Annotated in this window: 21 protein-coding genes; 15 read left to right on the top strand and 6 right to left on the bottom strand. The window is 69.2% G+C overall.

Annotated features, from left to right (window positions below; translation table 11 throughout):
- Positions 1–46: 46 nt before the first annotated feature.
- Positions 47–1834: a 3-dehydroquinate synthase gene (aroB, locus tag ACFOD4_RS02635; protein ID WP_379593325.1), complete on the bottom strand. Its 1788-nt coding sequence runs from the start codon at positions 1832–1834 to the stop codon at positions 47–49.
- Between aroB and ACFOD4_RS02630 the strand changes: the two genes are divergently transcribed.
- From ACFOD4_RS02630 to ACFOD4_RS02605, 6 genes are all read left to right on the top strand, one after another.
- A complete protein-coding gene (locus ACFOD4_RS02630; protein ID WP_379593324.1) occupies positions 1833–1979 on the top strand; it encodes a hypothetical protein in 147 nt (48 codons plus the stop codon). The genes aroB and ACFOD4_RS02630 overlap by 2 nt on opposite strands.
- A 24-nt stretch (positions 1980–2003) precedes the next feature.
- The gene (locus ACFOD4_RS02625; protein WP_379593322.1) at positions 2004–2879 is read left to right on the top strand and encodes a site-specific tyrosine recombinase XerD; all 876 of its coding nucleotides are present in this window, start codon (positions 2004–2006) and stop codon (positions 2877–2879) included.
- Positions 2880–2954: 75 nt separating this feature from the next.
- Positions 2955–3350, top strand: coding sequence for a GFA family protein (locus tag ACFOD4_RS02620; RefSeq protein WP_379593320.1), 396 nt, complete (start codon positions 2955–2957; stop codon positions 3348–3350).
- 113 nt (positions 3351–3463) lie between these two features.
- Entirely contained in the window at positions 3464–4420 is a 957-nt protein-coding gene (locus ACFOD4_RS02615; protein ID WP_379593318.1) for an acetyl-CoA carboxylase carboxyltransferase subunit alpha, read from the top strand.
- Positions 4421–4496: 76 nt separating this feature from the next.
- Positions 4497–5531: an endonuclease/exonuclease/phosphatase family protein gene (locus tag ACFOD4_RS02610; RefSeq protein WP_379593316.1), complete on the top strand. Its 1035-nt coding sequence runs from the start codon at positions 4497–4499 to the stop codon at positions 5529–5531.
- Between the two features lie 131 nt (positions 5532–5662).
- Entirely contained in the window at positions 5663–5950 is a 288-nt protein-coding gene (locus ACFOD4_RS02605) for a hypothetical protein (RefSeq protein ID WP_379593314.1), read from the top strand.
- 21 nt (positions 5951–5971) lie between these two features.
- Here ACFOD4_RS02605 and argJ read toward each other — a convergent pair whose 3' ends face one another.
- Both argJ and ACFOD4_RS02595 read right to left on the bottom strand, forming a co-directional pair.
- Positions 5972–7207 (bottom strand): bifunctional glutamate N-acetyltransferase/amino-acid acetyltransferase ArgJ, encoded by a 1236-nt coding sequence (gene argJ / locus ACFOD4_RS02600; RefSeq protein WP_379593312.1) that lies wholly within the window; start codon positions 7205–7207, stop codon positions 5972–5974.
- Between the two features lie 94 nt (positions 7208–7301).
- Positions 7302–8216: a peptidylprolyl isomerase gene (locus tag ACFOD4_RS02595; protein ID WP_379593310.1), complete on the bottom strand. Its 915-nt coding sequence runs from the start codon at positions 8214–8216 to the stop codon at positions 7302–7304.
- Between the two features lie 149 nt (positions 8217–8365).
- On the opposite strand from ACFOD4_RS02595, the gene ACFOD4_RS02590 reads away from it, so the two are divergent.
- Together ACFOD4_RS02590 and secA are read left to right on the top strand one after the other, a co-directional pair.
- Positions 8366–9361 (top strand): ATP-grasp domain-containing protein, encoded by a 996-nt coding sequence (locus ACFOD4_RS02590; RefSeq protein WP_379593308.1) that lies wholly within the window; start codon positions 8366–8368, stop codon positions 9359–9361.
- 195 nt (positions 9362–9556) lie between these two features.
- Complete coding sequence (gene secA, locus ACFOD4_RS02585; protein WP_379593306.1) at positions 9557–12283, top strand: preprotein translocase subunit SecA; 2727 nt, start codon at positions 9557–9559, stop codon at positions 12281–12283.
- A gap of 45 nt (positions 12284–12328) precedes the next feature.
- Here the strand turns inward: secA and ACFOD4_RS02580 are convergent, their stop codons facing one another.
- Complete coding sequence (locus ACFOD4_RS02580; RefSeq protein WP_379593304.1) at positions 12329–13492, bottom strand: N-acetylmuramoyl-L-alanine amidase family protein; 1164 nt, start codon at positions 13490–13492, stop codon at positions 12329–12331.
- Positions 13493–13915: 423 nt separating this feature from the next.
- Between ACFOD4_RS02580 and ACFOD4_RS02575 the strand changes: the two genes are divergently transcribed.
- The 4 genes from ACFOD4_RS02575 (at position 13916) to ACFOD4_RS02560 (ending at position 19420) form a co-directional block, all read left to right on the top strand.
- On the top strand, positions 13916–14284 hold the full coding sequence (locus ACFOD4_RS02575; protein ID WP_379593302.1) for a hypothetical protein: 369 nt from the start codon (positions 13916–13918) through the stop codon (positions 14282–14284).
- Positions 14281–17463, top strand: coding sequence for an Rne/Rng family ribonuclease (locus tag ACFOD4_RS02570; RefSeq protein WP_379593300.1), 3183 nt, complete (start codon positions 14281–14283; stop codon positions 17461–17463). Before ACFOD4_RS02575 ends, ACFOD4_RS02570 begins: the two co-directional genes overlap by 4 nt.
- Before the next feature lie 100 nt (positions 17464–17563).
- A complete protein-coding gene (locus tag ACFOD4_RS02565) occupies positions 17564–18574 on the top strand; it encodes a bifunctional GNAT family N-acetyltransferase/(deoxy)nucleoside triphosphate pyrophosphohydrolase (protein WP_379593298.1) in 1011 nt (336 codons plus the stop codon).
- Positions 18575–18655: 81 nt separating this feature from the next.
- Positions 18656–19420, top strand: a complete 765-nt coding sequence (locus tag ACFOD4_RS02560) for a competence/damage-inducible protein A (RefSeq protein ID WP_379593296.1) — start codon at positions 18656–18658, stop codon at positions 19418–19420.
- Between the two features lie 31 nt (positions 19421–19451).
- On the opposite strand, the gene ACFOD4_RS02555 is transcribed toward ACFOD4_RS02560, so the two are convergent.
- Positions 19452–20477, bottom strand: coding sequence for a M14 family metallopeptidase (locus ACFOD4_RS02555; RefSeq protein ID WP_379593294.1), 1026 nt, complete (start codon positions 20475–20477; stop codon positions 19452–19454).
- Positions 20478–20568: 91 nt separating this feature from the next.
- Positions 20569–21372: a DsbA family protein gene (locus tag ACFOD4_RS02550; RefSeq protein ID WP_379593292.1), complete on the bottom strand. Its 804-nt coding sequence runs from the start codon at positions 21370–21372 to the stop codon at positions 20569–20571.
- Between the two features lie 228 nt (positions 21373–21600).
- Here ACFOD4_RS02550 and ACFOD4_RS02545 point away from each other — a divergent pair, with 228 nt between their 5' ends.
- From ACFOD4_RS02545 to ACFOD4_RS02535, 3 genes are all read left to right on the top strand, one after another.
- Positions 21601–23055, top strand: coding sequence for a gamma-glutamyltransferase (locus ACFOD4_RS02545; RefSeq protein ID WP_379593290.1), 1455 nt, complete (start codon positions 21601–21603; stop codon positions 23053–23055).
- 4 nt (positions 23056–23059) lie between these two features.
- A complete protein-coding gene (locus tag ACFOD4_RS02540; protein WP_379593288.1) occupies positions 23060–24223 on the top strand; it encodes a pyridoxal phosphate-dependent aminotransferase in 1164 nt (387 codons plus the stop codon).
- A gap of 148 nt (positions 24224–24371) precedes the next feature.
- A complete protein-coding gene (locus ACFOD4_RS02535) occupies positions 24372–25178 on the top strand; it encodes a class I SAM-dependent methyltransferase (protein WP_379593286.1) in 807 nt (268 codons plus the stop codon).
- Position 25179 lies beyond the last annotated feature (1 nt).

Here is a 25179-nt window from a genome sequence, read left to right as displayed (position 1 = left end):
GGCTCCGCATGGCCGATACGCGTCCAGCGGGTGAAGGTCCCGCTGATCAGCCGGGGCAGCCTTCCTCGCGCAGCAGGGCCTCGGCGTCCTCTGGCGCGACGTCGCTCCAGGTGAAGGGCTCGCCCGGTCCGCGCAGCAGCACAAAGCGCATCCTGCCGTCGCGCACCTTCTTGTCCTTGCGCATCCGCGCCATCAGCCTTTCCACCGGGAACCGGCGGGGCAGCTCGGCCAAACGCGCCGGCAGGCCCACGGCCCGCAGATGCGCCTCGACCCGGTCCGGCAGCCCCGCCTCGCAGAAGCCGAGCCGGGCGGAAAGCCGCGCCGCCAGGTAGAGCCCCAGCGCCACCGCCTCGCCATGCAGCAGGCTGCCGTCATAGCCGCACTCGGCTTCCACGGCATGGCCGAAGGTATGGCCGAGGTTGAGCAGGGCACGGCCGCCCTCGGCGCTTTCCTCCCGCTCATCGGAAGCCACCACGGCCGATTTCAACCGGCAGCTTTCCAGCACGGCATGCCGCAAGGCCAGCGGATCACCGGCCGCGGCCCGGCTTCCTTCCGCCTCGCACCAGCTCCAGAGGGGACCCTGCAGCAAGCCGTGCTTGGCCACTTCGGCATAGCCGGCGCGCAGCTCACGCGGCGGCAGAGTGGCAAGCACGCCCGTATCGGCCAGCACCATGCGCGGCTGCCAGAAGGCACCGGCGAGGTTCTTGCCCGAGGCCAGGTTGATGCCGGTCTTACCGCCCACGGAGCTATCCACCTGCGCCAGCAGCGTGGTCGGGACTTGCACGAAGGGCAGGCCCCGCAGCGCCGAGGCGGCAACAAAGCCCGCGAGGTCACCCACCACCCCGCCGCCCAGCGCCACCACGCCAGTGTTGCGGTCAATGCCCGCCGCTAGCAACTCCTCCAGCACCCGGCCGAAGTTCGCCAGGCTCTTGCTGCCTTCTCCGGGCGGAATGGCCAGGGTGGCGCGGATCTCGAATCCGGCCTGCTGCAGCCCGGCGCGCAGTGCAGGCAGGTGCAGGTCAGCAACGGCGGCATCGCTGATGATGGCGACGCGGCGAGCGGGCAGTGCCCCGGCCATCAGGCCACCGGCCCGGGGCAGCAGATCCTCGCCCACCATGATGTCGTATTCACGCCCCAGCAGGGCAACGGGCAGACGTGCGGGGGCTGCAAAGCCCTCAATGGCAGCCTGTACGCGGGCGGTTGTCTGTTCCGGCGTTTCATCCGGGCAGTCCACGGCGAGGTCGGCCTCGGCATAGATGGGATGGCGCGCGGCCTTCAGCCTTTGCAGAACAGCCTCCGGTTCCTGGTGCAGAAACAACGGTCGGGTGGCGCGGTGCGAAACGCGCGGCAGCAACACCGGGATCTCCGCCCGCAGCCAGACCGAGAGCGCTCCCGAGTCGCGGATGGCCCTGCGCGTCTCGGGGTCCACGAAGGCGCCGCCCCCGGTGGCCAGCACCAGGGGCGGCCCGGCCAGCAGGCGGGCGATCACGCGCCGCTCGCCTTCACGGAAGTGCGGCTCGCCATAGCGGGCAAAGATCTCGGTAATGGGCAGGCCGGCGGCCGCCTCGATCTCCAGATCGGCATCGTGGAAAGGCAGGCCCAGCTGCTGTGCCAGACGCTTGCCGATAGAGGATTTGCCGGCTCCAGGAAGGCCGATCAGAACCACCGAACGCGTTGCCGACCGGCTGCCTTCCGCCACCGGCCCCGGAGCCGGAGCGGTCAGGGGCGGGGCCGGCACTGCTTCCGGCAGGGGGATGGGGAAGTCGAGGTTGCGTGACACAATCGCGGAAGGTAGCACATCACGCCCAGCGCGCGAGGATACTCCCGGCATCATGTTCCGCCGTCCGATTCTTCTTCTGGTTCTGATCCTGATCGCGGCCGTCATTGGCGGCCTGCTGGTTCTCGCGGCCTTTCCGCCGGAAGTCACACCGACGCCGGTGGAACGCACCATCCCGAACGACCGCTTCGGGCCGCGCTGAACGGGCGGGGCCCGGGCCACTCCGATGGACCGTCATCTCGAGGCGTTTCTGGAGATGCTGGCCGCCGAGCGCGGTGCGGCGCGGAACACGCTGGCCGCCTATGCCGCCGATCTCGGAGATCTCAGCGCCTTTCTGCGGCGGCGCGAGTCAGCCGCGCTGGCCGCCGCGACACCCGAGGCGCTGCGGGCCTACCTGGCCGGGCTGGCGGCGGAGGGGCTTTCCGCCCGCACCGCCGCGCGCCGTCTGTCCGCCATGCGGCAATTCTTCAAGTTCCTGGCCCGGGAAGGCGTCCGCGCCGACGACCCGACCGAGCTGCTGGACAGTCCGCGCCAGGGCAAGTCGCTGCCCAAGGCCCTGCGGGTGGAGGAGGTTTCGGTTCTGCTGGACGCGGCGCGGCGCCTTCCGGGCAAGCGCGGCCCGCTGACCGCCGCCATGCTGGAACTGCTGTACTGCTCAGGCCTGCGGGCGACCGAACTGGTTGGCCTGCCGGCCGCCGCCCTGGCGCAGGAAGGCGCGCTGATCCTAGTGCGCGGCAAGGGGGGCAAGGACCGGCTGGTGCCGATCTCGGACCGGGCACGGCAGGGTGTGCTGGCGCTGCAGGATCCTAAGAAGCCTTCGCGCTGGCTGTTTCCCTCCTACGGCGCCTCCGGGCACCTGACGCGGCAGAGTCTGGTGCTGCTGGTCAAGCAGGCGGCGCTGGAGGCCGGGATCGATCCGGCCCGCGTCAGTCCGCACGTCCTTCGCCATTCCTTCGCCAGCCATCTGCTGGAAGGCGGCGCCGACCTGCGCGCCCTGCAGATGCTGCTGGGTCATTCCGACATCGCCACCACGCAGATCTACACGCGCGTGCTGGAAGAGCGGCTGCGCGAACTGGTGGAAACGCATCACCCACTGGCCTGAGCCGGCGGCTGTGGCGTGACAGGCAGTGCAGCGTGATGGCAGGATGACGCCGAGCACATGCAGGAGGCCACGCCAATGCTTACGGGAGGCTGTCATTGCGGCGCCGTCCGCTACGAAATTCCCGAGGCCGAGGTGCTGCACCACGCGATCTGCCATTGCGGCGACTGCCGTCGCCATGCCGGAGCACCGGCGGTAGGTTGGGCGATGCTGTCGGCCACGGCGCTGAAGGTCACCGGCAATCCAAGGATCTACTGCTCCTCGGAGCACGGGCGGCGCGCCTTTTGCGCCGAGTGCGGCACGGGCCTGTTCTACACCAACGAGCAGATGTTGCCTGGCATGGTGGATGTGCGGTCCGGCACGCTGGACAACCCCGACGCCCTGCCGCCCGGGGCCGAGATCCAGGTGGCGGAGCGCCTGCACTGGATGCGTCCGCTCAGCGATCTGCCGCAATTCGAACGTTATCCGGGCTGAAGCCACCCGGGGGCGGGGGCGGGGGCCCTGGCCCTGGCCTTGACGGCCGGTCTGCGCTAGGCCGTGGCCTTTCCGCGCCCAGCCCTCCGGGCGCCGCCAGAGACGGATTCGCGATGCGCCACTTCCTCGACTTCGAGAAACCCCTCGCCGAGCTGGAAGGCAAGATCGAGGAGTTGCGCCGCACCACCGATGCCGGAGGCATCGACGTGGCCGAGGAGGTCGGGAGGCTTTCCGACAAGGCGGAAAAGCTGCTGGCAGCCACCTATGCCAAGCTGACGCCCTGGCAGAAGACATTGGTGGCGCGCCATCCGGAGCGGCCAAAATGCCTGGCCTATGTGGAAGCCCTGATCGACGGCTTCACGCCCCTCGCCGGCGACCGTGCCTTTTCCGACGATGCGGCGGTGGTGGGTGGCATGGGACGGTTCCGTGGCCGCGCCGTGATGGTGCTGGGCACCGAGAAGGGCACCGACACCGAGAGCCGCATCAAGCATAATTTTGGCTCGGCCAAGCCCGAGGGCTACCGCAAGGCGAAGCGGCTCATCGAGCTGGCCGGCCGCTTCGGTCTTCCCATCCTGTCCTTTGTCGACACGGCCGGTGCCTTTCCGGGGGTGGAGGCCGAGGCGCGGGGCCAGGCCGAGGCCATCGCCCGCTCGATCGAGGCCTGCCTTGCCGCGCCGGTTCCCGTGGTGTCCGCCATCATCGGCGAGGGCGGATCGGGCGGCGCCATTGCGCTCGCGGCCGCCGACCGTGTGCTGATGCTGGAGCATTCCATCTACTCGGTGATCAGCCCGGAGGGCTGCGCCTCCATCCTGTGGCGCGACGCGGCTCAGGCCAGCACCGCGGCGGAGGCGCTGAAGCTGACGGCGCAGGACCTGTCGCGTCTTGCGCTGATCGATGGTGTGGTGCCGGAGCCTCTGGGTGGTGCACATCGCGATCCCGCCACCACCATCGGCGCCGTGGGCGACAAGATGTGGTCCTGTCTGGAGCCGCTGCTGGCCACAGATGGCGGCACTCTGAAGGCCCGTCGTCGTGAAAAATTCCTGGAGATGGGCCGCAGCGCTGCGGTGTAGCCCGGCAGCGGAGGCTGACGCGGAAATGTCATGGCCGCGTCATCCGCCTGTCTCGGGCACGGCCTAAGCGGCGCCCATGTTCGATATTGCCACCACACCCTTGACCGGCTGCTTCAGTCAGCAGGTTTCTGCCCTGACCACCATCGGCGCCGAGGCCATGGCCCGGTTGCGTTCTCTGCCAGCGGACCGGGCGGCGCACGACGCTGCCATGGGTGCCTTGGCCGCGTTCCGTCAAGTGGAGATGGGCGGACAGGTGGCCCGACCCGCCCCGCCGGGCCCCCTGACCATCGCTGCGTGGAACCTGGAACGTTGCGCCTGGCCCGAGCCGTCAGCGGCGTTGCTGGCCGCGCAAGGCGTGTCCCTGGCGTTGTTGAGCGAGGTGGATAACGGGCTGCACCGAACGCATCAGCGGCACACCACTGCCGAGATGGCGGCGATGCTGGGTCACGCACATGGCTACGCTGTGGAGTTTCTGGAGTTGGCCATCATGCCGCCGCTGGTGGCCTGCCCGGACAACCCGCCGGACCACCTGCGCGGCTTCCACGGCAATGGCTTCACCACCGCGTTGCCCTGCCGGGATCCCTTCGTCATCCGCTTCCCCGACGAGTCCGACTGGTATCTGGACGCCAAGCCAGGACAACGGCGTATCGGCAACCGCATGGCGGTGGCCGCGACCTTCACGCATGAAGGGCAGGACTTTGTCGGCTGTGCCGTGCACCTGGAAAGCCGCGCCGATTTCGCGGGCAGGGCGCGGCAGATGGCCTTTCTTCTGGATGCGATCGAGGCGCGACGCAGTGGGCTGCCGGTGGTGGTGGGCGGCGACCTGAACACGGCCGTGGAAGCCGTGGGCGGCCTCGACGATCCGCGCGAAACCCTGTTCGCCGGGGCGGAGGCCCGCGGCTATGACTGGCGTGCCTGCAACCTGGCCGCGCCAACGACCCGCCCGAGCGGCTGGAGCGGCGGCTGCGGCACCCGGCAGCTGGACTGGTTCTGCACCAGGGGCTTCGAAGCCGGCGCAGCGCGGATCGTGCCCTCCGTTGCGCCGGATGGCACGGTTCTCAGCGACCATGACATGATCCTGGTGACGTTGACCTTCCCTCCGTCCGCCTGAGCAACCGGCGATCGCCGGCGCCAATGGTTGCCATTGGCGGATCGAATTGGCGAAGCCGACGCCCGGCGCGCATCTCTCCTGCACAGGAAGACCGGCGATGGACGCCGGCCCCGGGATCGGGAGATCAAATCATGATCCGCAATGTTCTGATGGCTTCGGCAATGCTGTTCGGCCTGTCCGGCGCCGCCATGGCCGATAGCTGGAATCCACCCTTGCCGAGCGGAGCGCATAGCGAGGCGGTGAGCCAGGGCGTGCCGCATGTGCTCGGCTATCGCGACGGCCAGCCGGTGATCCGCTACAGCGGCACGCCGCGCGGCAACCTGTCTGCCGGCATTCCTGTGGTGGTGGGCAATCAGGATGGCCAGCCGGTGATCCATTACGAGCCCGCACCGGGCGCGGTGGCGGCCGGCATCCAGTAAGGCCGGATGCCGGCCTGAGCCTCAGCTCCGGTAGGACCCGTTGATGTCGATGTAGCCGTGGGTCAGGTCGCAGGTCCAGGCGGTGGCCTTGCCGGAGCCGAGGCCGATATCTACCGCGATGGCGATTTCACGGCCCTTCATGTGGGCGACCACGGGTGCCTCATCGTAGTCGGGCACCACGCCGCCTTCCTTTGCCATCCAGACCCCGCCAACACCGACCGAGAGCAGGTCGCGGTCGGCGGGTTCTCCTGCCTTGCCGACGGCCATGACGATGCGGCCCCAATTCGCGTCCTCGCCCGCGATGGCGGTCTTGACCAGCGGCGAGTTGGCGATGGCCATGGCGATCCGCTTGGCCGAGCCGTTGGTCTTCGCGCCCGTCACATCGATTCGGATGAACTTCTGCGCGCCTTCGCCGTCGCGCACGACCTGGAGCGCCAGGTCCAGCAGCACCTCATTCAGCGCACGGGCGAAATCCTTCAGGATCTTGCCGCCTTCCTCCGGCACGCGGGGGTGATCGGCCTGCCCGGTGGCGAACACCAACACCGTGTCGCTGGTGGAGGTGTCGCTGTCCACCGTGGTCCGGTTGAAGCTGGCATCCACTCCCTTCGACAGAATGGCCTGCAGTGCCCCGGCCGGGATCTTGGCATCGGTTGCGATGAAGCAGAGCATCGTCGCCATGTCGGGCGCCACCATGCCGCTGCCCTTGGCAATGCCGCCGATGGTGACTTCGGTATCGCCAATAGTGGCCTTGCGCACCGAGCCCTTGGGGAAGGTGTCGGTGGTCATGATGCCGCGAGCGGCCTCGGCCCAGGCGCCCTCGGAAAGCTGGCCATGCAGGCCGGGCAGGGCTGCGGTCAGCTTGGCATGAGGCAGGGTCTCGCCGATCACGCCGGTGGAGGCCAGGAACACTTCCCTGGGCTTGCAACCCACCAGTGCGGCGGCCGCATCGGCGCTGGCCTGCACCGCGTCACGCCCCGGCTTGCCGGTGAACACGTTGGCATTGCCGGCATTGACCACCAGCGCGCGGGCCTTGCCCGACTTGAGCGCCGCGCGGCACCAATCCACCGGAGCGCCGGGGCAAAGGTTGCGCGTGAAGACGCCCGCCACCGTTGTACCGGGCGCGAACTCCATGAGGGTCAGGTCGTTTCGCCCCTGGTAGCGGATCCCGGCCGCCGCAACGCCGAGGCGCACGCCGGCGATGGGCGGCATCTCCGGCAGCGGCACGGAAAGGGGAGAAACAGGCAGATCCTTGGCCATGCGGCGGTGTCCTCGCGGCTGAAGCGCCGCAGCGATACCGCAAAGCGGAAAGGCTGGGGAGGGGGAGCAGCCCCTCCAGAGCTCCAGCGAAGACTCAGCGGGCCGGTGCCGCATCCTCCGTGCGGGGCGAGCCATCCATGTTGAAGCGCTCGATCGTCGCGCTTGCCTGGTACTTCTCCACCGCCTCGTTCACCGCCTCCTCGAAAGCCGCCTGGCGAAGCTGCGGCATGGCTTCCTCGAAGCTGGGCACGGGCGCTGCGCGGCGCTCCTCCACCTTGATCACATGGAAGCCGAAGGCGGTCTGCACCGGCGTCTTGCTGATTTCGCCCGGCTTCATGGCGAAGGCGGCCTCGGCAAATTCCGGCACCATGTCGCCGCGCTTGAAGAAGCCCAGATCGCCACCCTGCTCCGTACCGGGCCCGGTTGACATCTTCTTGGCCACGGCGGCGAAATCTGCGCCCTTCTTGCTGGCCTCGGCCAACGCCTTCTTCGCGTCTTCCTCGGTCTTCACCAGGATGTGGCGCGCGTGCACCTCTTCCTCTCCGGCCTTGCCGGCGAACTCCGCATCGTAGCGACGGCGCAGCGCCTCATCCGTCAGGGAAGGAGCCACGGCGCGGCGGAGCAGGGCCTGTTGCAGCTGCTCATCGGCGGCACGCCGCATCGCCTCCTTCACCTCCGGCTCCTGATCCAGCTTCTCGGCCCGGGCGGCGGAGGCGATGGCCTTCTGGGCCACCAGCTGATCCACCACAAGCGGGAACAGCATGGGGCCCGGCGCGCCGCGCAGCTCCTGCGGAAGCAACTGCACTGCCTCCTGCACATCGGCCAGGCGGATCACCTCGCCGTTGACGCGGGCCACAACCGTGTCCGGCGACGGCGCAACGGGTGCATCGGACGCAGCGGGCGGCTGTGCCTGCGCGGCGGGGGCCTGGGGGGCCTGCGAAAGGGCGGATCCCGCCTGCAACAGGACCGGCAGGACGAGCGCGGGGAGGATCAGTCGGGTGAGATGCATGGGGCGGCATATGCCGTTCGCAAGGCAGGGATCAAGATGCGGTGGGCGGAGGACGGCGACAAAGCCGCGGCAATTGCTCTTGGAGTGAATTGAAGATAACCACAAAGCATCTACGTTGAATCGACTGAAAAACCATTTAGGGTCGCGCCATGACAGCCCAGCACGCCAAGATTCACGTTATTCATGAAAATCCGGCCTGGCTGCCGCCGCTGGCCGAGGCGTTTGGCCGCGCCGGCCTGCCCTGGCAGGAGCTGGACCTTTCCCGGGGCACCTTCGACCTCTCGTCACCGCCGCCAGAGGGCGTCTTCTACAACCGCATGAGCGCGTCGTCGCACACCCGCGGCCACCGCTACGCCGCCGAGCTGACGGCCGGCGTGTTGGCCTGGCTGACCCGGCATGGCCGCATCGTCGTCAATGGACCAGCTGCCCTGGACCTCGAGATCAGCAAGGCTCGGCAATATGCCGCATTGGAGGCCGGCGGCCTGGTCGTGCCGCGGACCGTGATGGTGCGGGACGAAGCGGAGGCCGTGCTGGATGCCGCGAGGCGCCATTTCGCGCCTGGCCCGGTGATCCTGAAGCCCAACCGCGGCGGCAAGGGGCTGGGGGTGCGGCTGTTTCCCTCGGCCGACGCGCTGGGCGCCTATCTGGCGGATGCCCCCGTGGAGGAGGCCCCGGTGGATGGCATCTGGCTGCTGCAGGACTATGTGCGTGCCCCCCGTCCGGTGATCACGCGGGCCGAGTTCGTCGGCCGCCGCTTCGTTTATGCGGTGGAGGTGGACACCACGGCGGGGTTCGAGTTGTGCCCGGCCGATGTTTGCGCCGTGGGCGATGCGTTCTGCCCGGCTGGGGATGCTCCGGCCGTGCCCGCCGCGCCCCGCTTCGCCATCCTGCCGGAGGGCATCGAGGCGCCTTTGCGGCAGAAGCTCGAGGCTTTCCTGGACCGCGCCGGGGTGGATGTGGCGGGCATCGAGTTCATCCGGGACGCGGCCGGCCAGGTGCTGGTCTATGACGTGAACACCAACACCAACTACAATGCCGCCGCCGAGGAGGCTGCGGGACTCGCGGGCACCGAGCGTTCCGGTCCTGGCGCGCTGGCCGCGTTTCTGGGCCGTCAGCTGGGGGAGGCGGGTCGCCTGGCGGCCTGAAGAGGGGCCGAATTCGACACAAATCCGGCTGGGGCCGCAGTTTCGTTGACCCTGGCCCGGCCCCCGCCTATCTGTGCGGCTGACCCAGTCGCTTGCCCGGCCGGAGGGGGCCGCCCCGGGGATTTCGCCCCGGTTGCCTCACCGGCCGATCCGGCCTGCCCATCCGGGCCGGCCCCCGGAGAATCTTGCAGCCCCATGTTCGCCCGCCTCGCCCGCGCCGTCTTCGGCTCCTCCAATGACCGTATGCTGAAGCAGTTCCGCGCCCGGCTGCCGGCCATTGCCGGGTTCGAGGAACAGCTCGCCGCCCTGACCGATGCCGACCTTCAGGCGCAGACCCCAAAGCTGAGAGCCCGGCTCGCCGCCGGGGAAAGCCTGGACGACCTTCTGCCCGAGGCCTTCGCCACCTGCCGGGAGGCCTCGAAGCGCGTGCTTGGCATGCGGCATTTCGATGTGCAGATGATCGGTGGCCAGGTGCTGCATTCCGGCCGCATCGCCGAGATGAAGACCGGCGAAGGCAAGACGCTGGTCGCCACCCTCTCCGTGTACCTGAACGCCCTGTCCGGCAAAGGCGTGCATGTGGTCACGGTGAACGACTATCTGGCCAGCCGCGACTCGGAGCAGATGGGGCGGCTGTACAACTTCCTCGGCCTTACCTGCGGTGTCATCGTCCATGGCCTGACCGACATGGAACGCCGAGAGGCCTATGCCTGCGACATCACCTACGGCACCAACAACGAATTCGGCTTCGACTATCTGCGCGACAACATGAAGTACCGCCTGGAGGAGATGGTCCAGCGAGACTTCAACTACGCCATCGTCGACGAGGTGGACAGCATCCTGGTCGATGAGGCGCGAACGCCGCTGATCATCTCCGGCCCGGCCGAGGACAGTTCCGACCTGTACCGCAAGGTCGACACCGTTGTGGCCGAGCTGGTCCACGACAAGACCACCTATGACAAGGACGAGAAGCTGCGCACCTCCTCCCTGACGGAGGAAGGCACCGCGAAGGTCGAGGAGATGCTGCAGGCGGCCGGCCTGCTGACCGAAGGCAATCTCTACGACTTCCAGAACGTGACGCTGGTGCACCACGTCAACCAGAGCCTGCGGGCCCATACCCTGTTCGCCCGCGACGTTGACTATATCGTCAACCGCGAAGGCAAGCTTGTCATCATCGACGAGTTCACCGGCCGCATGATGGAAGGCCGCCGCTATTCGGAAGGTCTGCACCAGGCACTGGAAGCCAAGGAGCATGTGGAGATCCAGCCGGAGAACCAGACGCTCGCTTCCATCACCTTCCAGAACTACTTCCGCCTTTATCCCAAACTGTCGGGCATGACCGGCACGGCGGCAACGGAAGCCGACGAGTTCGCCGAGATCTACAAGCTGGAAGTGGTCGAGATCCCGACCAACGTGCCCGTGATCCGCGCCGACAGCGACGATGAGGTGTACCGCTCCGCCCTCGAGAAGTACGGTGCCGTGGCGGAACTGGTGAAGGAAGCGCAGGGGCGGCTGCAGCCCGTGCTGGTCGGAACAACCTCGATCGAGAAGTCCGAGCTCATCAGCTCCCTGCTGCAGAAGCAGGGCGTGGCGCACAAGGTGCTGAATGCCCGCTACCACGAGCAGGAGGCCGGCATCATTGCCCAGGCCGGTCGCCCGGGTGCGGTCACCATCGCCACCAACATGGCCGGACGCGGCACCGACATCAAGCTGGGCGGCAACGCCGAGATGCTGGCGCAAGAGATGCTGGGCGGCGTCCATGAGGGATCGCAATACGAGGTGGCGCTGGAGCGCGCCCGCGCCCAGGTCCGAGCCGACGAGGAAGTGGTGAAGAATGCCGGCGGCCTCTTTGTCATCGGCACGGAACGTCATGAATCCCGCCGCATCGACAACCAGCTGCGCGGCCGCTCCGGCCGCCAGGGCGACCCGGGCGCCAGCCGCTTCTTCCTGAGCCTGGAAGACGATCTGATGCGCATCTTCGGCTCCGACCGAATGGGCGGCATGCTGGAGAAGCTCGGCCTCAAGGAAGGCGAGGCCATCATCCACCCCTGGATCAACCGGGCGCTGGAGAAGGCGCAGAAGAAGGTTGAGGCGCGCAACTTCGACACGCGCAAGAACTTGCTGAAATACGACGACGTCATGAACGACCAGCGCAAGGAGGTGTACGCCCAGCGTCGGACCTTCATGACCGCGGCGGACGTGTCCGAGACCGTCGAGGAGATGCGCCGCGAAACCATCCAATCGATGGTGGCCAAGGCGATCCCGGAGAATGCCTATCCTGACCAGTGGGACATTGCGGGGCTGGAAACCGCCGTGCGCGAGCAGCTTGGCCTCGACCTGCCGGTAGGGGACTGGGCGCGTGAGGAGGGCATCGACGAGGTGGCGGTGCGCGAGCGCATCGAGCAGGCGGCGGACCAGCAGGCAGCCTCCCGCGCCGCCAACATCGGCCCCGACTTCATGCGCATGGTCGAGAAGAGCGTGCTGCTGCAGGTTTTCGACGCGGTATGGAAGGAGCACTTGCTCAACCTCGACCATCTGCGCCAGGGCATCGGACTGCGCGCCTATGGTCAGCGTGATCCGCTGAATGAGTACAAGAGCGAAGCCTTCAACCTGTTCAACGGGATGCTGGACGAGCTGCGGGAGCGCGTGACGTCGCTGCTGCTTCGCATCGAACTGGCGCCCAACGCGCCGCCGCCGATGCCGGAACCGGTGATGGTGACCGATATGCGCCACCCTGAGCCGGAAGCCGCAGTGGCCGAGGCTGGGGGGTTGGGGTGGGATCCGGCGCCGGCTCCCCTGCCTGCCCGGGAAGCGGATGGCGCCGATCCGCGCGATCCGTCCACCTGGTACCGCACGCCGCGCAATGCGCCGTGCCCCTGCGGTTCGGGCAAGAAGTACAAGCACTGCCACGGGCGCGAAGGGTAACATCCTGCGGCCGCCGGCGAGGCGTTGGGCAAGCGGCGGGCTGGACTAGCCCGCCGAGGCGATGCCGGCCTCATGCCGGTCGATCCAGCCATGCACGGCGGTGGTCAGCGCCCGGCAGACCTGGGCCCGGTAGGCCGCACGGTTCAGCGCTGCCTCGTCCCGGCGATCGCTGAGAAAGCCCATCTCCACCAGCATGGACGGGATCTCGGGCGCCTTCAACACGGCGAAACCCGCCTGGCGGTGTGTGTTCGGCAGCAGGGTCACGCTACGGCCCAGCGAATCCACCGCATACTGGGCAAGCCGTGCCGATCCGACCTTGGTTTCCTGTTGCACCAAGGAATACAGGATGCGCTGCACCTCGGGAGAGACTTCCGGCAGCTTCAGCCCGCCTGCCGCGTCGGCGCGGTTCTGCGTCTGCGCCAGCCTTGCGGACAAGGCATCCGAAGCGCGGTCCGAAAGAGTGTAGACGCTGGCGCCGCGCGCTCCGGGCGCGGAATCGGCATGCAGTGAGATGAACAGTGTGGCTCCGCGGCGCCGGGCAAACTCGACCCTCCCGTCCAAGGGAATGAACGAGTCGCGCTCCCGCGTCAGCGCAACGCGGCAGCGGCCGCCCGCCGCCAATTGCCGCTTCATCTCCAGCGCGGCGGCCAGTGTGATGCGCTTCTCGTAGGTGCCGCGCACCCCAATGGTGCCAGGATCCTTGCCGCCATGCCCGGGATCGATCACCACCAACGGAGAAGCGCGGGATGGCGCCGCGGCAGCCGCCTGACCCTGTCCCACCCGGCCGGTCAGGCCGGATTGCGCCAGATTGGCATAGTCGGACTGGCTGCCCGGCGCGATCTCCAGCACCAACATGCTGGCCTCGCTGGCGGCGCGTACCGCCACCGGGCCGGTCAGGTCGATGATCAGCCGGCTGTTGCCGCCATCCCATTGCACGTTGTGCACCGGCCCAACCCCACGCAGGCGCGGGCCGGCCCGCCATGCCGTGCCCGGCAAACTGAGCAGCAGGCGGGCAGGCCGCCGCTGCGCGGTAAGACGCCAGCTCGCATCCTGGCCCAGGGTCAGGCTCAGCCGGGCCGCGCGTCCTTGCGTCGTCAACCGCGCTGTGGTCACGGCTGCCTCGGCGCCACCGCCTAGCAGCAGCGTACCCAGCCCGCCAAGACCCAGAAGCATGTTCCGGCGCAGCAGCGGCCGCGTCGGCCTTCTCACCTCGGCATCCTCATCGGGCCGCGGGCCCCAGAACAGGTCTGACATTGCGGCACCCCCAAAACGCCCGCGGTGCCGGTGGCCTTCCCCACCGCCGGCATCGCCGTCCGCGACAAAATCAGGCGCGGATTTTCATTCATGGATGGAGGCTGCGATCGCCTTTTCGCACCGCCCCCGCGATGCGCCATCCGAGATGAGGCAGCCTCTATCATGGCCGATCCAGCAGATCACGGCATTACTTCATGTAACGCCTTAGGTTAGCAATCGCTTGTGCAAGGGGAGGGGGGCGCCTATGGTGCCTTGCCCCGGCGGCGACCCGCCGGTGGAGGTTCCGGGCGCGGCCGCCCGGCTGGCAGAGCCCCGCTTGTTCCGCACCCGGGACAGGGGGCGAGAAGCCGGCGCGGCCCGAGGGAACCGGCGCAGAGCATGCCGCCCCCAGCGATCGGGGCCGCGCCTGATCCGCCGGACCCCGCCGCCCGCTCCACCGGGCGGGACATCGTGGCGCGGACGGGTTTCACTCCCCTGAAGCGCCTGCCGCTGGCCCGTTCCTGCCCGTCCGCCCAGGCCTCCGCCCGGCGATGCCGGGCAGGGGTCCGGGGCCTGCGCGTGGCGCGCCCAACATCCGGGCTCCCCCATTCCGGGGCGCGGCCCGCCGAGACGAAAGGTCAGGACCAGAGCCGCATGGCATGCCATCCGCCACTGCGCCTGCGCGACCTCGCCGTCTCGGGCCTTACCAACCATTGCCGCCGCTGGCTGCGCGACCGCGCCGGTGGCCTGGAGCATCCCGGTTCATGACCAAGCGCATGCTGATCGATGCATCCCACAGCGAAGAAACTCGCGTGGTGGTGCTGGACGGCAACCGGATCGATGAATTCGACGTCGAGACGGAAAACAAGAAGCCCCTGAAGAGCAACATCTACCTGGCCAAGGTGGTCCGGGTGGAGCCCTCGCTGCAGGCGGCCTTCGTGGAATATGGCGGCAACCGCCACGGCTTCCTCGCCTTTGGCGAGATCCATCCCGATTACTACCAGATTCCCACGGCTGACCGCGAAAAGCTGCTCGCCCTGCAGGCGCAGGAAGATGCCGAGGACGCGGATGACGAGGACGAGATCTCCGAGGCCGAGGCGGATGCCATGGCCGAGGCGATCGAGCGGTTCGCCGATGGTGCCGATGGTCCGGAGGGCGACGATCTGCGCGCCCGTGCCGGGTCTGGCGAGCCGGCGCCCGGCACCGACGCGTCCGGGAACGGACAGGACGACGAGCCGCCGCCGGCCCAGGCCATGGCGATCGAGGGCGAGAGCCGTTCGGCTTCCGCGGCGGAACTGGCCGAGGAAGCTGCCCGCTCAGCCGAGGTCGAGCCGGTCGAGGAGGAGGACGACACGCCTCCGGAAACGGTGGGCGGGCGCGGCCGTGGACGCAACGGCGAGGACCGCGACAGCGAGGAACGCGACGACCGTGCCGAGCGCCGCATCCCGCCCCGCTTCCTGCGCCACTACAAGATCCAGGAGGTGATCCGTCGCCGGCAGATCATGCTGGTGCAGGTCGTCAAGGAAGAGCGCGGCAACAAGGGTGCGGCGCTCACCACCTATATTTCACTGGCCGGGCGCTTTTCCGTGCTGATGCCGAACTCGCCGAAGGGCGGCGGCATTTCCCGCAAGATCACCTCCATCGCCGACCGCAAGCGCCTGCGCGAGGTGATCCAGGATCTCGGCATGCCCCGCGGCATGAGCATGATCGTGCGCACCGCCGGCGCAGGCCGCCCGAAGCCCGAGATCCGCCGCGATTGCGAGTACCTGCTGCAGCTCTGGGACGACATCCGCGAGCGCACGCTGCAATCCACGGCGCCCGCGCTGATCTACGAGGAAGCCGACCTCATCAAGCGCTCGATCCGCGACGTGTTCAACAGCGGCATCGAAGACATCCAGATCGAAGGCGAGGACGCCTACCGCCAGGCGCGTGACTTCATGCGGATGCTGATGCCGCAGAACGAGCGCAAGATCCGCCTGTACCGCGACGGCAACGTGCCGCTCTTCGCCCGCCACGGCGTGGACAGCCAGCTCGATGCCATGATGTCGCCGACGGTGCAGCTGAAATCCGGCGGCTACATCGTCATCAACCAGACCGAGGCGCTGGTCGCCATCGACGTGAATTCGGGCCGCAACACGCGGGACCGTCATATCGAGGACACGGCGCTGCGCACCAACCTGGAGGCCGCCGACGAGGTGGCGCGCCAGCTGCGCCTGCGCGACATGGCCGGCCTCATCGTCATCGACTTCATCGACATGGAGTCCTCGCGCCACGACGCGCAGGTAGAGCGCCGGCTGAAGGAGGCGCTGCGTCACGACCGCGCGCGCATCCAGGTCGGGCGCATCAGCCATTTCGGCCTGCTGGAGATGTCGCGCCAGCGTCTCCGCCCCTCCGTCACCGAGCACTCCTTCGAAACCTGCCCGCATTGCCAGGGGCTCGGCATCGTGCGGTCGGCGCCGAGCGCCGCCCTGCAGGTGCTGCGTCAGATCGAGGAGGAAGGCGCCAAGCGTCGCGCCGCGGAGATCTGTGTCCATATCGCACCGTCCCTGGCCATCCACCTACTGAACCGGCGGCGCGACCGCATCTCGGAGATCGAGGCCCGCTTCGGCATGGCGGTGTTCTTTGAACCCGATTCCTCGCTGAGCGGACCTGCCATCCGCATCGAGCGCCTGCGGGCCCAGACGGCGCCCGAGCCGCTTTCCGCGCCGGCGGCGTTGCGCATGGATTACCAGCCCACCGCCGAGCCCGAGGAGAGCGTGGCGGTGCCCGCCGCCGCCCGCGCCGAGGAAGGCGCCGAGATCGACGAGGAACTGCCGGTTGTTGCTGCCGCGGAAGAGGCGGCCGACCGCCAGGAAGCCGACGGTGAGGGCGAGGGCAATGGCGAGAACCGCCGCCGCCGCCGCCGCCGCCGCCGCCGTGGCGGGCGCCGCGAAGATGGCACGCCGCAGCAGGACGCCGCGGCCGAGGGCGAGGATGCCGAGGAGGCCGCACAGGAGGACGAGGAGCCGGTCGTTGCTGCCGATGCCACGCCCCCGCCGGCCACCGCGCCACGCGAGGAGGATGGGCTGCGCCGCCGTGGACGCCGTGGCGGACGCCGCCGCCCATGGGAGATGGAAGACGCGCAGCGCGAGGAGCATGAGCGCCCCGGCCGCTATGTGGGCCCCACCCCGGCGGATCCCTTCGCCGGCACGCTGGACGACATCTTCGACGCCATGGCGGCGGCCGAGGAAGCCGCCGAGCAGCCGTCGTCCCGTCCCGCCGCACCGGATGCGGTTGAGCCGGAAGTGGCGCCTGTGCTGCCGGTGACCGCTGAAACGCCGCGGGAGGTTGTTATCCGGGAAGGTGCGCCCCCGGCTGTGCCAACGCCGGTTGTTCCGGTGGAAACACCGGCGGAGGATGCGGCTCCGGAAGCGGTGGAAGCGGCCGTCGTGCCGGCGGCAGCCGTGGCGGAGGTGCCGGCCAAGCCGCGCCGTAGCCGCACGCCCCGCGCTGCCAAGGCCAAGTCTGAGGTTGCCGAGGCCGAAACCGCCGCCGCGGAGAAGGCCGCGCCCAAGCCGCGGCGCAGCCGTGCCAAGGCCAAGCCAGAGGAAGCTGTGGCCGAGGCTGGGAAGGATGCCGCAGCGACAAGCGAGGTCGTGCCCGAAGCAGTGCCCGCCGCGCCCAAGCCGCGACGCAGCCGGGTCAAGGCCAAGCCGGTGGAAGCTCAGCCCGAGTTGCCATCCGACCTGACCATGGCGCCTGCTGCCGAGGCCGCTGCACCGGAAGCGGTTCCTGCGGCGGATACGGCGCCGCCCGCTCCGGTGGAAGCGATACCGGGGCCGCAGGAGTCGGTCCCCGCCGTGGCCGATCCGGCCACCGGCGAACCCGTCTCGGCACCGGCGGTTCAGCCGGTGCTGGTGGAAGCCGTGTCCGAAGCGCCCAAGCGGCGCGGCTGGTGGAAGCGCTGATCCAGCCAGTACAGCCGGCCGCGCCCAGGATGGCGCGGCCGGACCTATCCGGGCCGGGCCGTGCCCGGCCCATGCCTCCTTCCGCTTCGGCCCTGCTGGCATGACCACCGCTGATTTCGCCCCCCTTCGTACCGAACGGCTGACGCTCCGCCCGCTCCGCCCCGAGGACGCGGCCGAGCTGCATCGGCTGATCAATGATTGGGAGGTGGTGCGCAATCTCAGCAAGCTGCCCTTTCCCTATCCACGCGAGAAGGCAGATGAGTGGATCCAGTCCACACGCGAGCAGATCGAGAAGGGCAGTGCGTGGCACTTGGCCATTGTTGGCCAGGATGGCGATGAGGAAGTGCTGGTTGGCTGCATCGGCCTGACACGGCAGCCGGAGACCCGGGATGCCGAGATCGGCTACTGGGTCGGCCGCCGGTTCTGGGGGCACGGCGTTGCCGCCGAAGCCGCCGGCCGGCTCGCCCGCTGGGCGCTCGCGCATCTCGACCTGGACCGTATCAAGGCGAGCTGCTTGGCGGAGAATGAGCGCTCCATCGCCGTGCTGCGCCGCATCGGCCTGGTCGAGAGCGGCCGCGGGGAATCGGAGTTCAGGGCGCGTGGTGGCACCTTGCCGGTGGTGCTGTTCGAAGGAGGGCGGGAGAACCTCACCGCGCCCCCGCCGCTGCCGGAGCCGGTGCTGTCCGCTGCGCCAGCCTTGCCGCCTGGTGCCAAGCCGCTGCTGATGGTGGTGGCCTGCGCGCTGATCGACAGCGATGGCCGTGTGCTGCTGGCCCGCCGCCCCGAAGGCAAGCCCATGGCCGGGTTATGGGAGTTCCCTGGCGGCAAGATGCATCCCGGCGAGACGCCGGAGCAGGGGCTGATCCGTGAGCTGAAGGAAGAGCTGGACATCGACGTCTCGGCGGCCTGCCTCGCGCCCTTCACCTTTGCCAGCCATGATGCGGGCGGCTTCCACCTGCTGATGCCGCTTTACCTGTGCCGGCGCTGGGACGGAACGCCGCGCGCCACCGAGGGGCAGGCGTTGGCCTGGGTGCGGCCCAACAAGCTTTCGGACTACGCCATGCCCCCGGCGGACAAGCCGCTGGTGGCTCTGCTGCGCGATTTCCTTTGAAGCCACCGCCGGCAGGGGAGGGGGCTTCCGCACCGCCCGTCCGAAGCTACTATCCCGATGCTCCTGGAGGATGTCCGCACCATGGCCAACCCGACCGCCTGCCTGCTCATCATCGGAAACGAGGTGCTCTCGGGCCGCACTCAGGATGCGAATCTGAAGTTTCTGGCGACCCGTCTGGGCGAGTTGGGCATTCCGCTGCGCGAGGTACGGGTGATCCCGGATGTGCGCCAGACCATTATCGACACGGTGAACGAGGTCCGTGCCCGCTTCGACCACGTCTTCACCACCGGCGGCATCGGCCCAACGCATGACGACATCACGGCCGAATGCATCGCCGCCGCCTTTGGTGTGCCCTGGGAGCCGCAGCCGGAGGCCTGGGCCCTCCTCGCCACGCATTACGCTGGCCGCGAGCCGCCCGCCGAATTCAATCCGGCTCGCCAGCGCATGGCCACCATGCCGCGCGGTGCCACGCTGATCGACAACCCTGTCTCGGTGGCGCCGGGTTTCACCATCGGCAATGTGCATGTGATGGCCGGTGTGCCGCGGATCATGCAGGCCATGTTCGACGGGCTGGCGCCCAGGCTGGCCGGCGGCGTACCGGTGCAGTCACGGGCGGTGCACGCGTTGGGCATGATGGAGGGGCAGCTGGCCCAGGGGCTTGCCGCCATTCAGGCGCGCTTTCCCGACACGGATATCGGCTCCTACCCCTTCTACAGGCCGGAAGGGAATGGGGTTGCCCTGGTGGCCAAGGGCATCGACCCCGCCTTGCTGGACCAGGCGGCGGCGGAGATGGCGGCCCTGATCGGCTCGCTGGGCTTCATCCCCGTGGAAGGTGAACCCGGCTAAGACATCCAGCCTCTCGCTCCGGCGGCGGCGTTCAGGCGTCGCCGGGCGCCAGGAAGCGGGCCAGCCGCACTGCGGTATGGCCGCGCAGCGTGCGCGGGCTTGGCATCACCAGAAGGCACTGGTCGTGTGGCGTGCGGATCTCTTCTCCGCCATCGGTGGCCAGAAGCGTGCCGCCTTCTGCCACCACCTCGCCTCCGCGGAAGGGTCGCACGAACTGGAAGCCGTGGGTTCCGGCGACCACGGTGCGTGTCACCTCAGCCAGCTGCGGCGTGCCGTGTCGCCGGGCCGATTCCGGCAAGGTGGCGGCCAGCCGATCCAGGTCGAAGCAACCGCTTTCGCGCAGCAGCGCTGCGGCGCAGGCACCCAGCGTTTCCAGGGTCGCGTCCTGCCAGTGCTGTCCGCCTTCCACCAGAAGCGCAGTACGCTGCCCGTCCTCCGCGGCAAAGGCGGGCCGGTCGATCAGTCTCAACCCGGTGCCGTGTCCCTCATCGGCCACCACCAGGGGCGGCGTACCCAGCCGGGCGCCCAACCGCATGGCACGGCGGGCCCGGCCGGTCAGCATCAACGCGTTCGACGGCCAGAGCATGGAATGCAGGTCGAGCAGCAGGTCGGCGCTTTCCAGCAGGGGCAGCAGATCCCGCGCACGGTCCAGTTCGGTGCTGCGGCGCGGCCCCTTCAAGGCGCGGTCCCCCCAGATGCGGTTCATGTCCTCGTCGATGAACCGGCTGAGCGTGGGATCGGCGGGATCGAACCGGGCAAAGGCGGCGAGGTTGGCGAAGACCAGGGTGAGGCGGCCACGATCGGGGCGCAGCCCGGCTTCCAGCCAGCGCTGCAGCACGGCGGCGCCGGCATACTCGTTGCCATGCATCAGGCTGACCAGTGCAAGGTGTGGGCCGGGGGTGGGGGCCGCGAAGCTCCAGGCACCCGGCATCAGGTTGCCGCGAGCCCAGTCTCCGAGGCGCGGCACGGGCAGCTGCACCGGAAAGACAGGCCGAGCCTGAACCGCCGCCTGGCCGCCCGAGGCCGGATCGCCCGTGGCGCCATCCGCGTGTCCCATGCCCCTCCCTGTCGTTCGCTGAACGGCAACAGTTTACCCGGCGCGGCGAGCAGGGCAACCGGAGGGGTCGAACAGTTCCCCGAGGCTTCGGTCAGCCCGGATTACGCCTGGCCTGTGCCACCAATTGCTTCAGCGTGGCCAGATCCACCGCACCCGGCACCAGCGTGTCGCCGATCACCAGCGCCGGCGTGCCCTCGATTTGCAGCGCACGGGCAAGGGCCATGTTGGTGTCAAGCCGCGCCTGGATCGAGGGATCCTCCATGTCGCGCTGCAACCGGGTCCAGTCGATGCCGGCGCGTATCGCCTCGGCCTTCAGCACCGCCTCGGTGGGCTCGCCCCGGAAGCGCAGCAGCGCATCCTGGAAAGGCAGATACTTGTCCTGTCGCTGCGCGGCGAGCAGGGCGCGGCTGGCGGCAACGCTGGGTGGCCCGAGCACCGGCAGGTCTTTCAGCACCAGCCGGACACGGTCATCCTCGCGCAGCAGCTGCTCCATCACCGGATGCAGTACCTTGCAGTAGCCGCAGCGCGCGTCGAAGAATTCAACAATGGTGACGTCGCCCCGCGGATTGCCTTTCACCGGGTCGGCGGCGTCGTGCAGCAGGGCGTCGCGGTGACGCGCAACGGCGTCGCGCTGCTGGCCCGCGCGGTCCTGCTGCTGCGCCTGTTGGATGGCGGCAATGGCGTCGCGCAGGATGGAGGGGTCGCGCTTCAGCGCTTCCCGCATCACCTCCACCACCTCGGCCCGTTGTTCGGGCGAAAGGGCCTGCGCCTCGGCGGGTGGCGCTGCCAGCGTCAATGACAGCACCAGCGGCAAGGCCAGTCCTGCGACCCGTCTCCGCCCAGGAGCGGAAGAAGGGCGACGGGCCATGGAAAGGAACGGCGCGGGGTGGCGCATGATGCAGTTCTCCGGCGGCAAGGGGTTTCCGGCGCCGCCGTTGTGGGGCAGCGATGCCCGGCCGCCAAGCCCCCACCCGGCGCACCCCCCGCCGTGTTGCGATTCTCTGGCCGGCCCGACGGGCCGCAGGGCGGTTGCCGCTGCGGCGGAAGGCGTCTATGGCCCGAGGCATGAGGTTGGGAGCGGCACGGCCCTCCCCCCGGCCGCAGGCAATGCAGAAAGGCGAGCATGAGCAGCACCAGCCGCACCCGGACCATGACGATCCGCAAGGGGCGCGATGCCTCGTCCCTGGCGCTGCTGGCGGTGGGACTTGCCGGTTGCGGCGCCGTCAGCAGCGTCACCGGCGGCAACCCGATCCCCGAGGGGACACCGGGGCATGTGCGCGGCTATCTGGGTGCCGTTGTGGCCGATGAGCCGCGTGCGGCGCTGGTTGCGCGGGACGTGCTTTCCGGCGGCGGGACGGCGGCGGATGCTGCGGTGGCGGGTGGCTTCGCCCTGGCGGTGACGCTGCCCTCTCGCACCGGCCTCGGCGGCGGCGGCGCCTGCCTTGTCTATAACCGTGCCGCCAATGCCACCGAGGCGCTGCTGTTCCCGGCCAACGCGCCCGAGGGCGGGATGGCGGGCGACCGCCCGGCGGCGGTGCCGATGCTGGCGCGCGGCCTGTTCGCCCTGCACACGCGCAATCCCCGCCGTCCCTTCAACGAACTGGTCGCGCCGGCCGAGCAGCTGGCGCGGTTCGGCACCACTGTGTCCCGCGCTCTGGCGCAGGATCTGGCGGCCGTGGCCGGCCCTCTGCTGGCCGATCCCGGTGCGCGGGCGGTGTTTGCCGGCCCTTCCGGCGCACCGCTCGGCGATGGCGAGCGCCTGGTGCAAGCCGATCTGGGCGGCACCCTGGCGGCGCTCCGCATCTCGGGCGTGGGCGACATGCATCAGGGGGCGCTGGCCCGCCGGCTGGAGGAAACCACGCCACGCATCGGCGGTCCGCTTTCCCTGGAGGCCCTCCGCGCGGCCATTCCGGTGGTCACCCGGCCGCTGCAGATGACGGTGGGCCGCGACATCGTTTCCTTTCTGCCGCCACCGGCCGACGGCGGACTGGCGGGTGCGGCGGCGTTTCAGGCGCTGCAGGGCGGAGCCGGCGTGGACGCTGCCTCGCAGCGGGCCCTCGCCGTGTCGACAGCGTGGCGCGAGCGGGGCGGGGATGCCCAGGCGCTGCTCGCCGGCGATGTCGCTTTCTCCGGCGCGGCGCCGGTATTGCCCGCTTCCTCTTCCCTGATGGTGGTGGACCGCGGAGGCAATGCGGTGTCCTGCGCCTTCACCCTCAACAACCTGTTCGGAACCGGGCGCATGGTGCCGCAGACGGGCTTCCTGCTGGCCGCAGCGCCGAATCGCGGCCGGGTGGAGCCACCCTTGCTGGCAGCCGCGTTGGCGCACAACCCCAACCTTTCCGCCTTCCGCTATGCTGGCGCTGGCACCGGCCAGGCCGCGGCGCCGATCGCGCTGGCACTGCCCCTGGCGCGCGCCTTGCTCAACGGTGCGGATGCGGTGTCGGCCGCGGCTTCGGTGCCGGAACCCGGTCGGGCCAACCTCATCACCTGCCCGCGCTACCTGCCGGGCGAGGCCGCGCAATGCTCCCAGGCCGCAGATCCGCGCGGCGGCGGGCTGTCACTCGGCGGAACACCCTGAGGCCATGCTCAAGACCGGCCGCGGCGCTGAGGCTCCCCCTTTTCTGGTGATGGACGTGATTGCCGCAGCCAACGCGGCGGGCCGTGCCCTGCCGCCCGGCGCGCCGGGCATCCTGCGCATGGAGGTGGGCCAGCCCTCGACCGGCGCGCCGCGTGGTGCCGCCGAGGCGGCGATCCGGGCACTCCAGGCCGGTGCCCCCATGGGCTACACGGAGGCATTCGGGCTGCCATCGCTGCGGGAGCGCATCAGCCGCCATTATGCCGAGCACTACGGCGCCACGGTGCCGGCGCGCCGCATCGCGGTGACGGTGGGCGCCTCCGGTGCCTTTCCGCTGGCCTTTCTGGCCGCCTTTGATCCCGGGGACCGGGTGGCCATGGCCGCACCCTTTTATCCGCCCTACGCCAACATCCTGACGGCATTGGGTATGCGCCCCGTGCTGCTGCCCTGCGACGCGAATACCCGCTTCCAGCCCACCATCGGCATGCTGGAACAGCTCGACCCTCTGCCGGACGGGCTGATCGTTGCCTCCCCCTGTAATCCCGCCGGCACCATGCTGACGCCCGGGGAGCTGGCGGCGATCGCGGAATGGTGCCACGCCCGCGGCATCCGGTTGATCTCGGACGAGATTTATCACGGCCTTTCCTACGGTATGGCGGAAAGCACGGCCGCGGCGTTCAGCGAGAGCGCCGTGGTGGTGAACAGCTTCAGCAAGTACTTCTCCATGACCGGCTGGCGGATCGGCTGGCTGGTTTTGCCAGAGGATTTGCTGCGGCCTGTGGAATGCCTGGCCCAGAACCTGTTCATCTCCGCGCCGCATGTGGCTCAGCTGGCAGCCGAGGCCGCCTTCAACTGCCGTCCCGAACTGGAAGCCAACAAGGCCGCCTATGCGCGCAGCCGGGACGTGCTGCTCGCCGGCCTGCCATCAGCCGGCCTTGACTGCCTGGCTCAGGCCGATGGGGCATTCTATCTGTGGGCGGATGTCTCGGCCCTGACGCGGGATAGCGTCGCCTTTGCCGCCCGCATGCTGGCCGAGGCCGGCATCGCCGCAACCCCGGGCGTGGATTTCGACCGGGAGCGCGGCTCACGTTTTCTGCGCCTATCCTATTGCGGGGCAGAGGATGCGATGGCGGAGGCACCAGAACGAATCCGCCGCTGGCTGGCGCGCTGAGCGGCTCGGGAAGGTCCGGATCACGAAAATCTGACGACGCGGGAATGCGGCGGGTGCAATGATGCGTTCCGCCCGCGTAACGGGCAGCGCCGTGTGCTGTGCCACGGCCATTTCATTTCGATATAACAACAAATGGGAGGGCCGGGTCATGTCGGAAGCCATGCCCGATCTTGCGGCGCTCAAGACGCGGCAAATGGCCGCTTGGGCGTCTGGCGACTATGCGGTGATCGGCACCACGCTGCAGATCGTGGGGGAGTCGCTATGCGAGGCGCTCGATCTCCGCAGCGGCGAGAGGGTGTTGGACGTGGCGGCGGGCAACGGCAATGCCAGCCTGGCCGCTGCGCGGCGCTTCGCCGATGTTGTTTCCTCCGACTATGTCCCGGAGTTGCTGGATCGTGGCCGACGGCGAGCCGAGGCAGAGAGGCTGCCCATCGTGTTCCGCCCGGCGGATGCCGAGGCGCTGCCCTTCGACGATGCGGCCTTTGACGTGGTGCTCTCGACATTTGGGGTGATGTTTACCCCCGATCAGGATCGCGCCGCTGCCGAGATGCGTCGTGTTTGCCGCAAGGGCGGGCGGATCGGCCTGGCCAATTGGACGCCCGCGAGCTTTGTCGGCCGGGTGTTCAGGCTGATCGGGGGCCTGCTGCCGCCGCCGGCCGGAGTGCGTTCACCCGCCTTGTGGGGCACGCGAGACCGGTTGCAGGAGTTGTTTCCCAGCGCAGCCATCGAAACGAACACGCGGCATTTCAACTTCCGCTACCGTTCGCCGGCCCATTTCACCGAGGTGTTCCGCTCCTATTACGGTCCGGTGCACAAGGCTTTCCTGGCGCTGGACCCGGCGGGGCAGATCACGCTGGAGCGGGGCCTGGCCGATCTGATGCTGGAGTTCGACCGGGGCGGTGGCGACGGTCTGGTGGTGCCTTCGGAGTATCTGGAGGTCGTCATCCGCCTTTGAC

Origin of the sequence: Teichococcus globiformis (assembly GCF_042646265.1) — a bacterium.
GTDB lineage: Bacteria > Pseudomonadota > Alphaproteobacteria > Acetobacterales > Acetobacteraceae > Pseudoroseomonas > Pseudoroseomonas globiformis.
The sequence above is the reverse complement of the archived record's forward strand: the minus strand, read 5'-3'. Positions and strand labels throughout refer to the sequence as shown.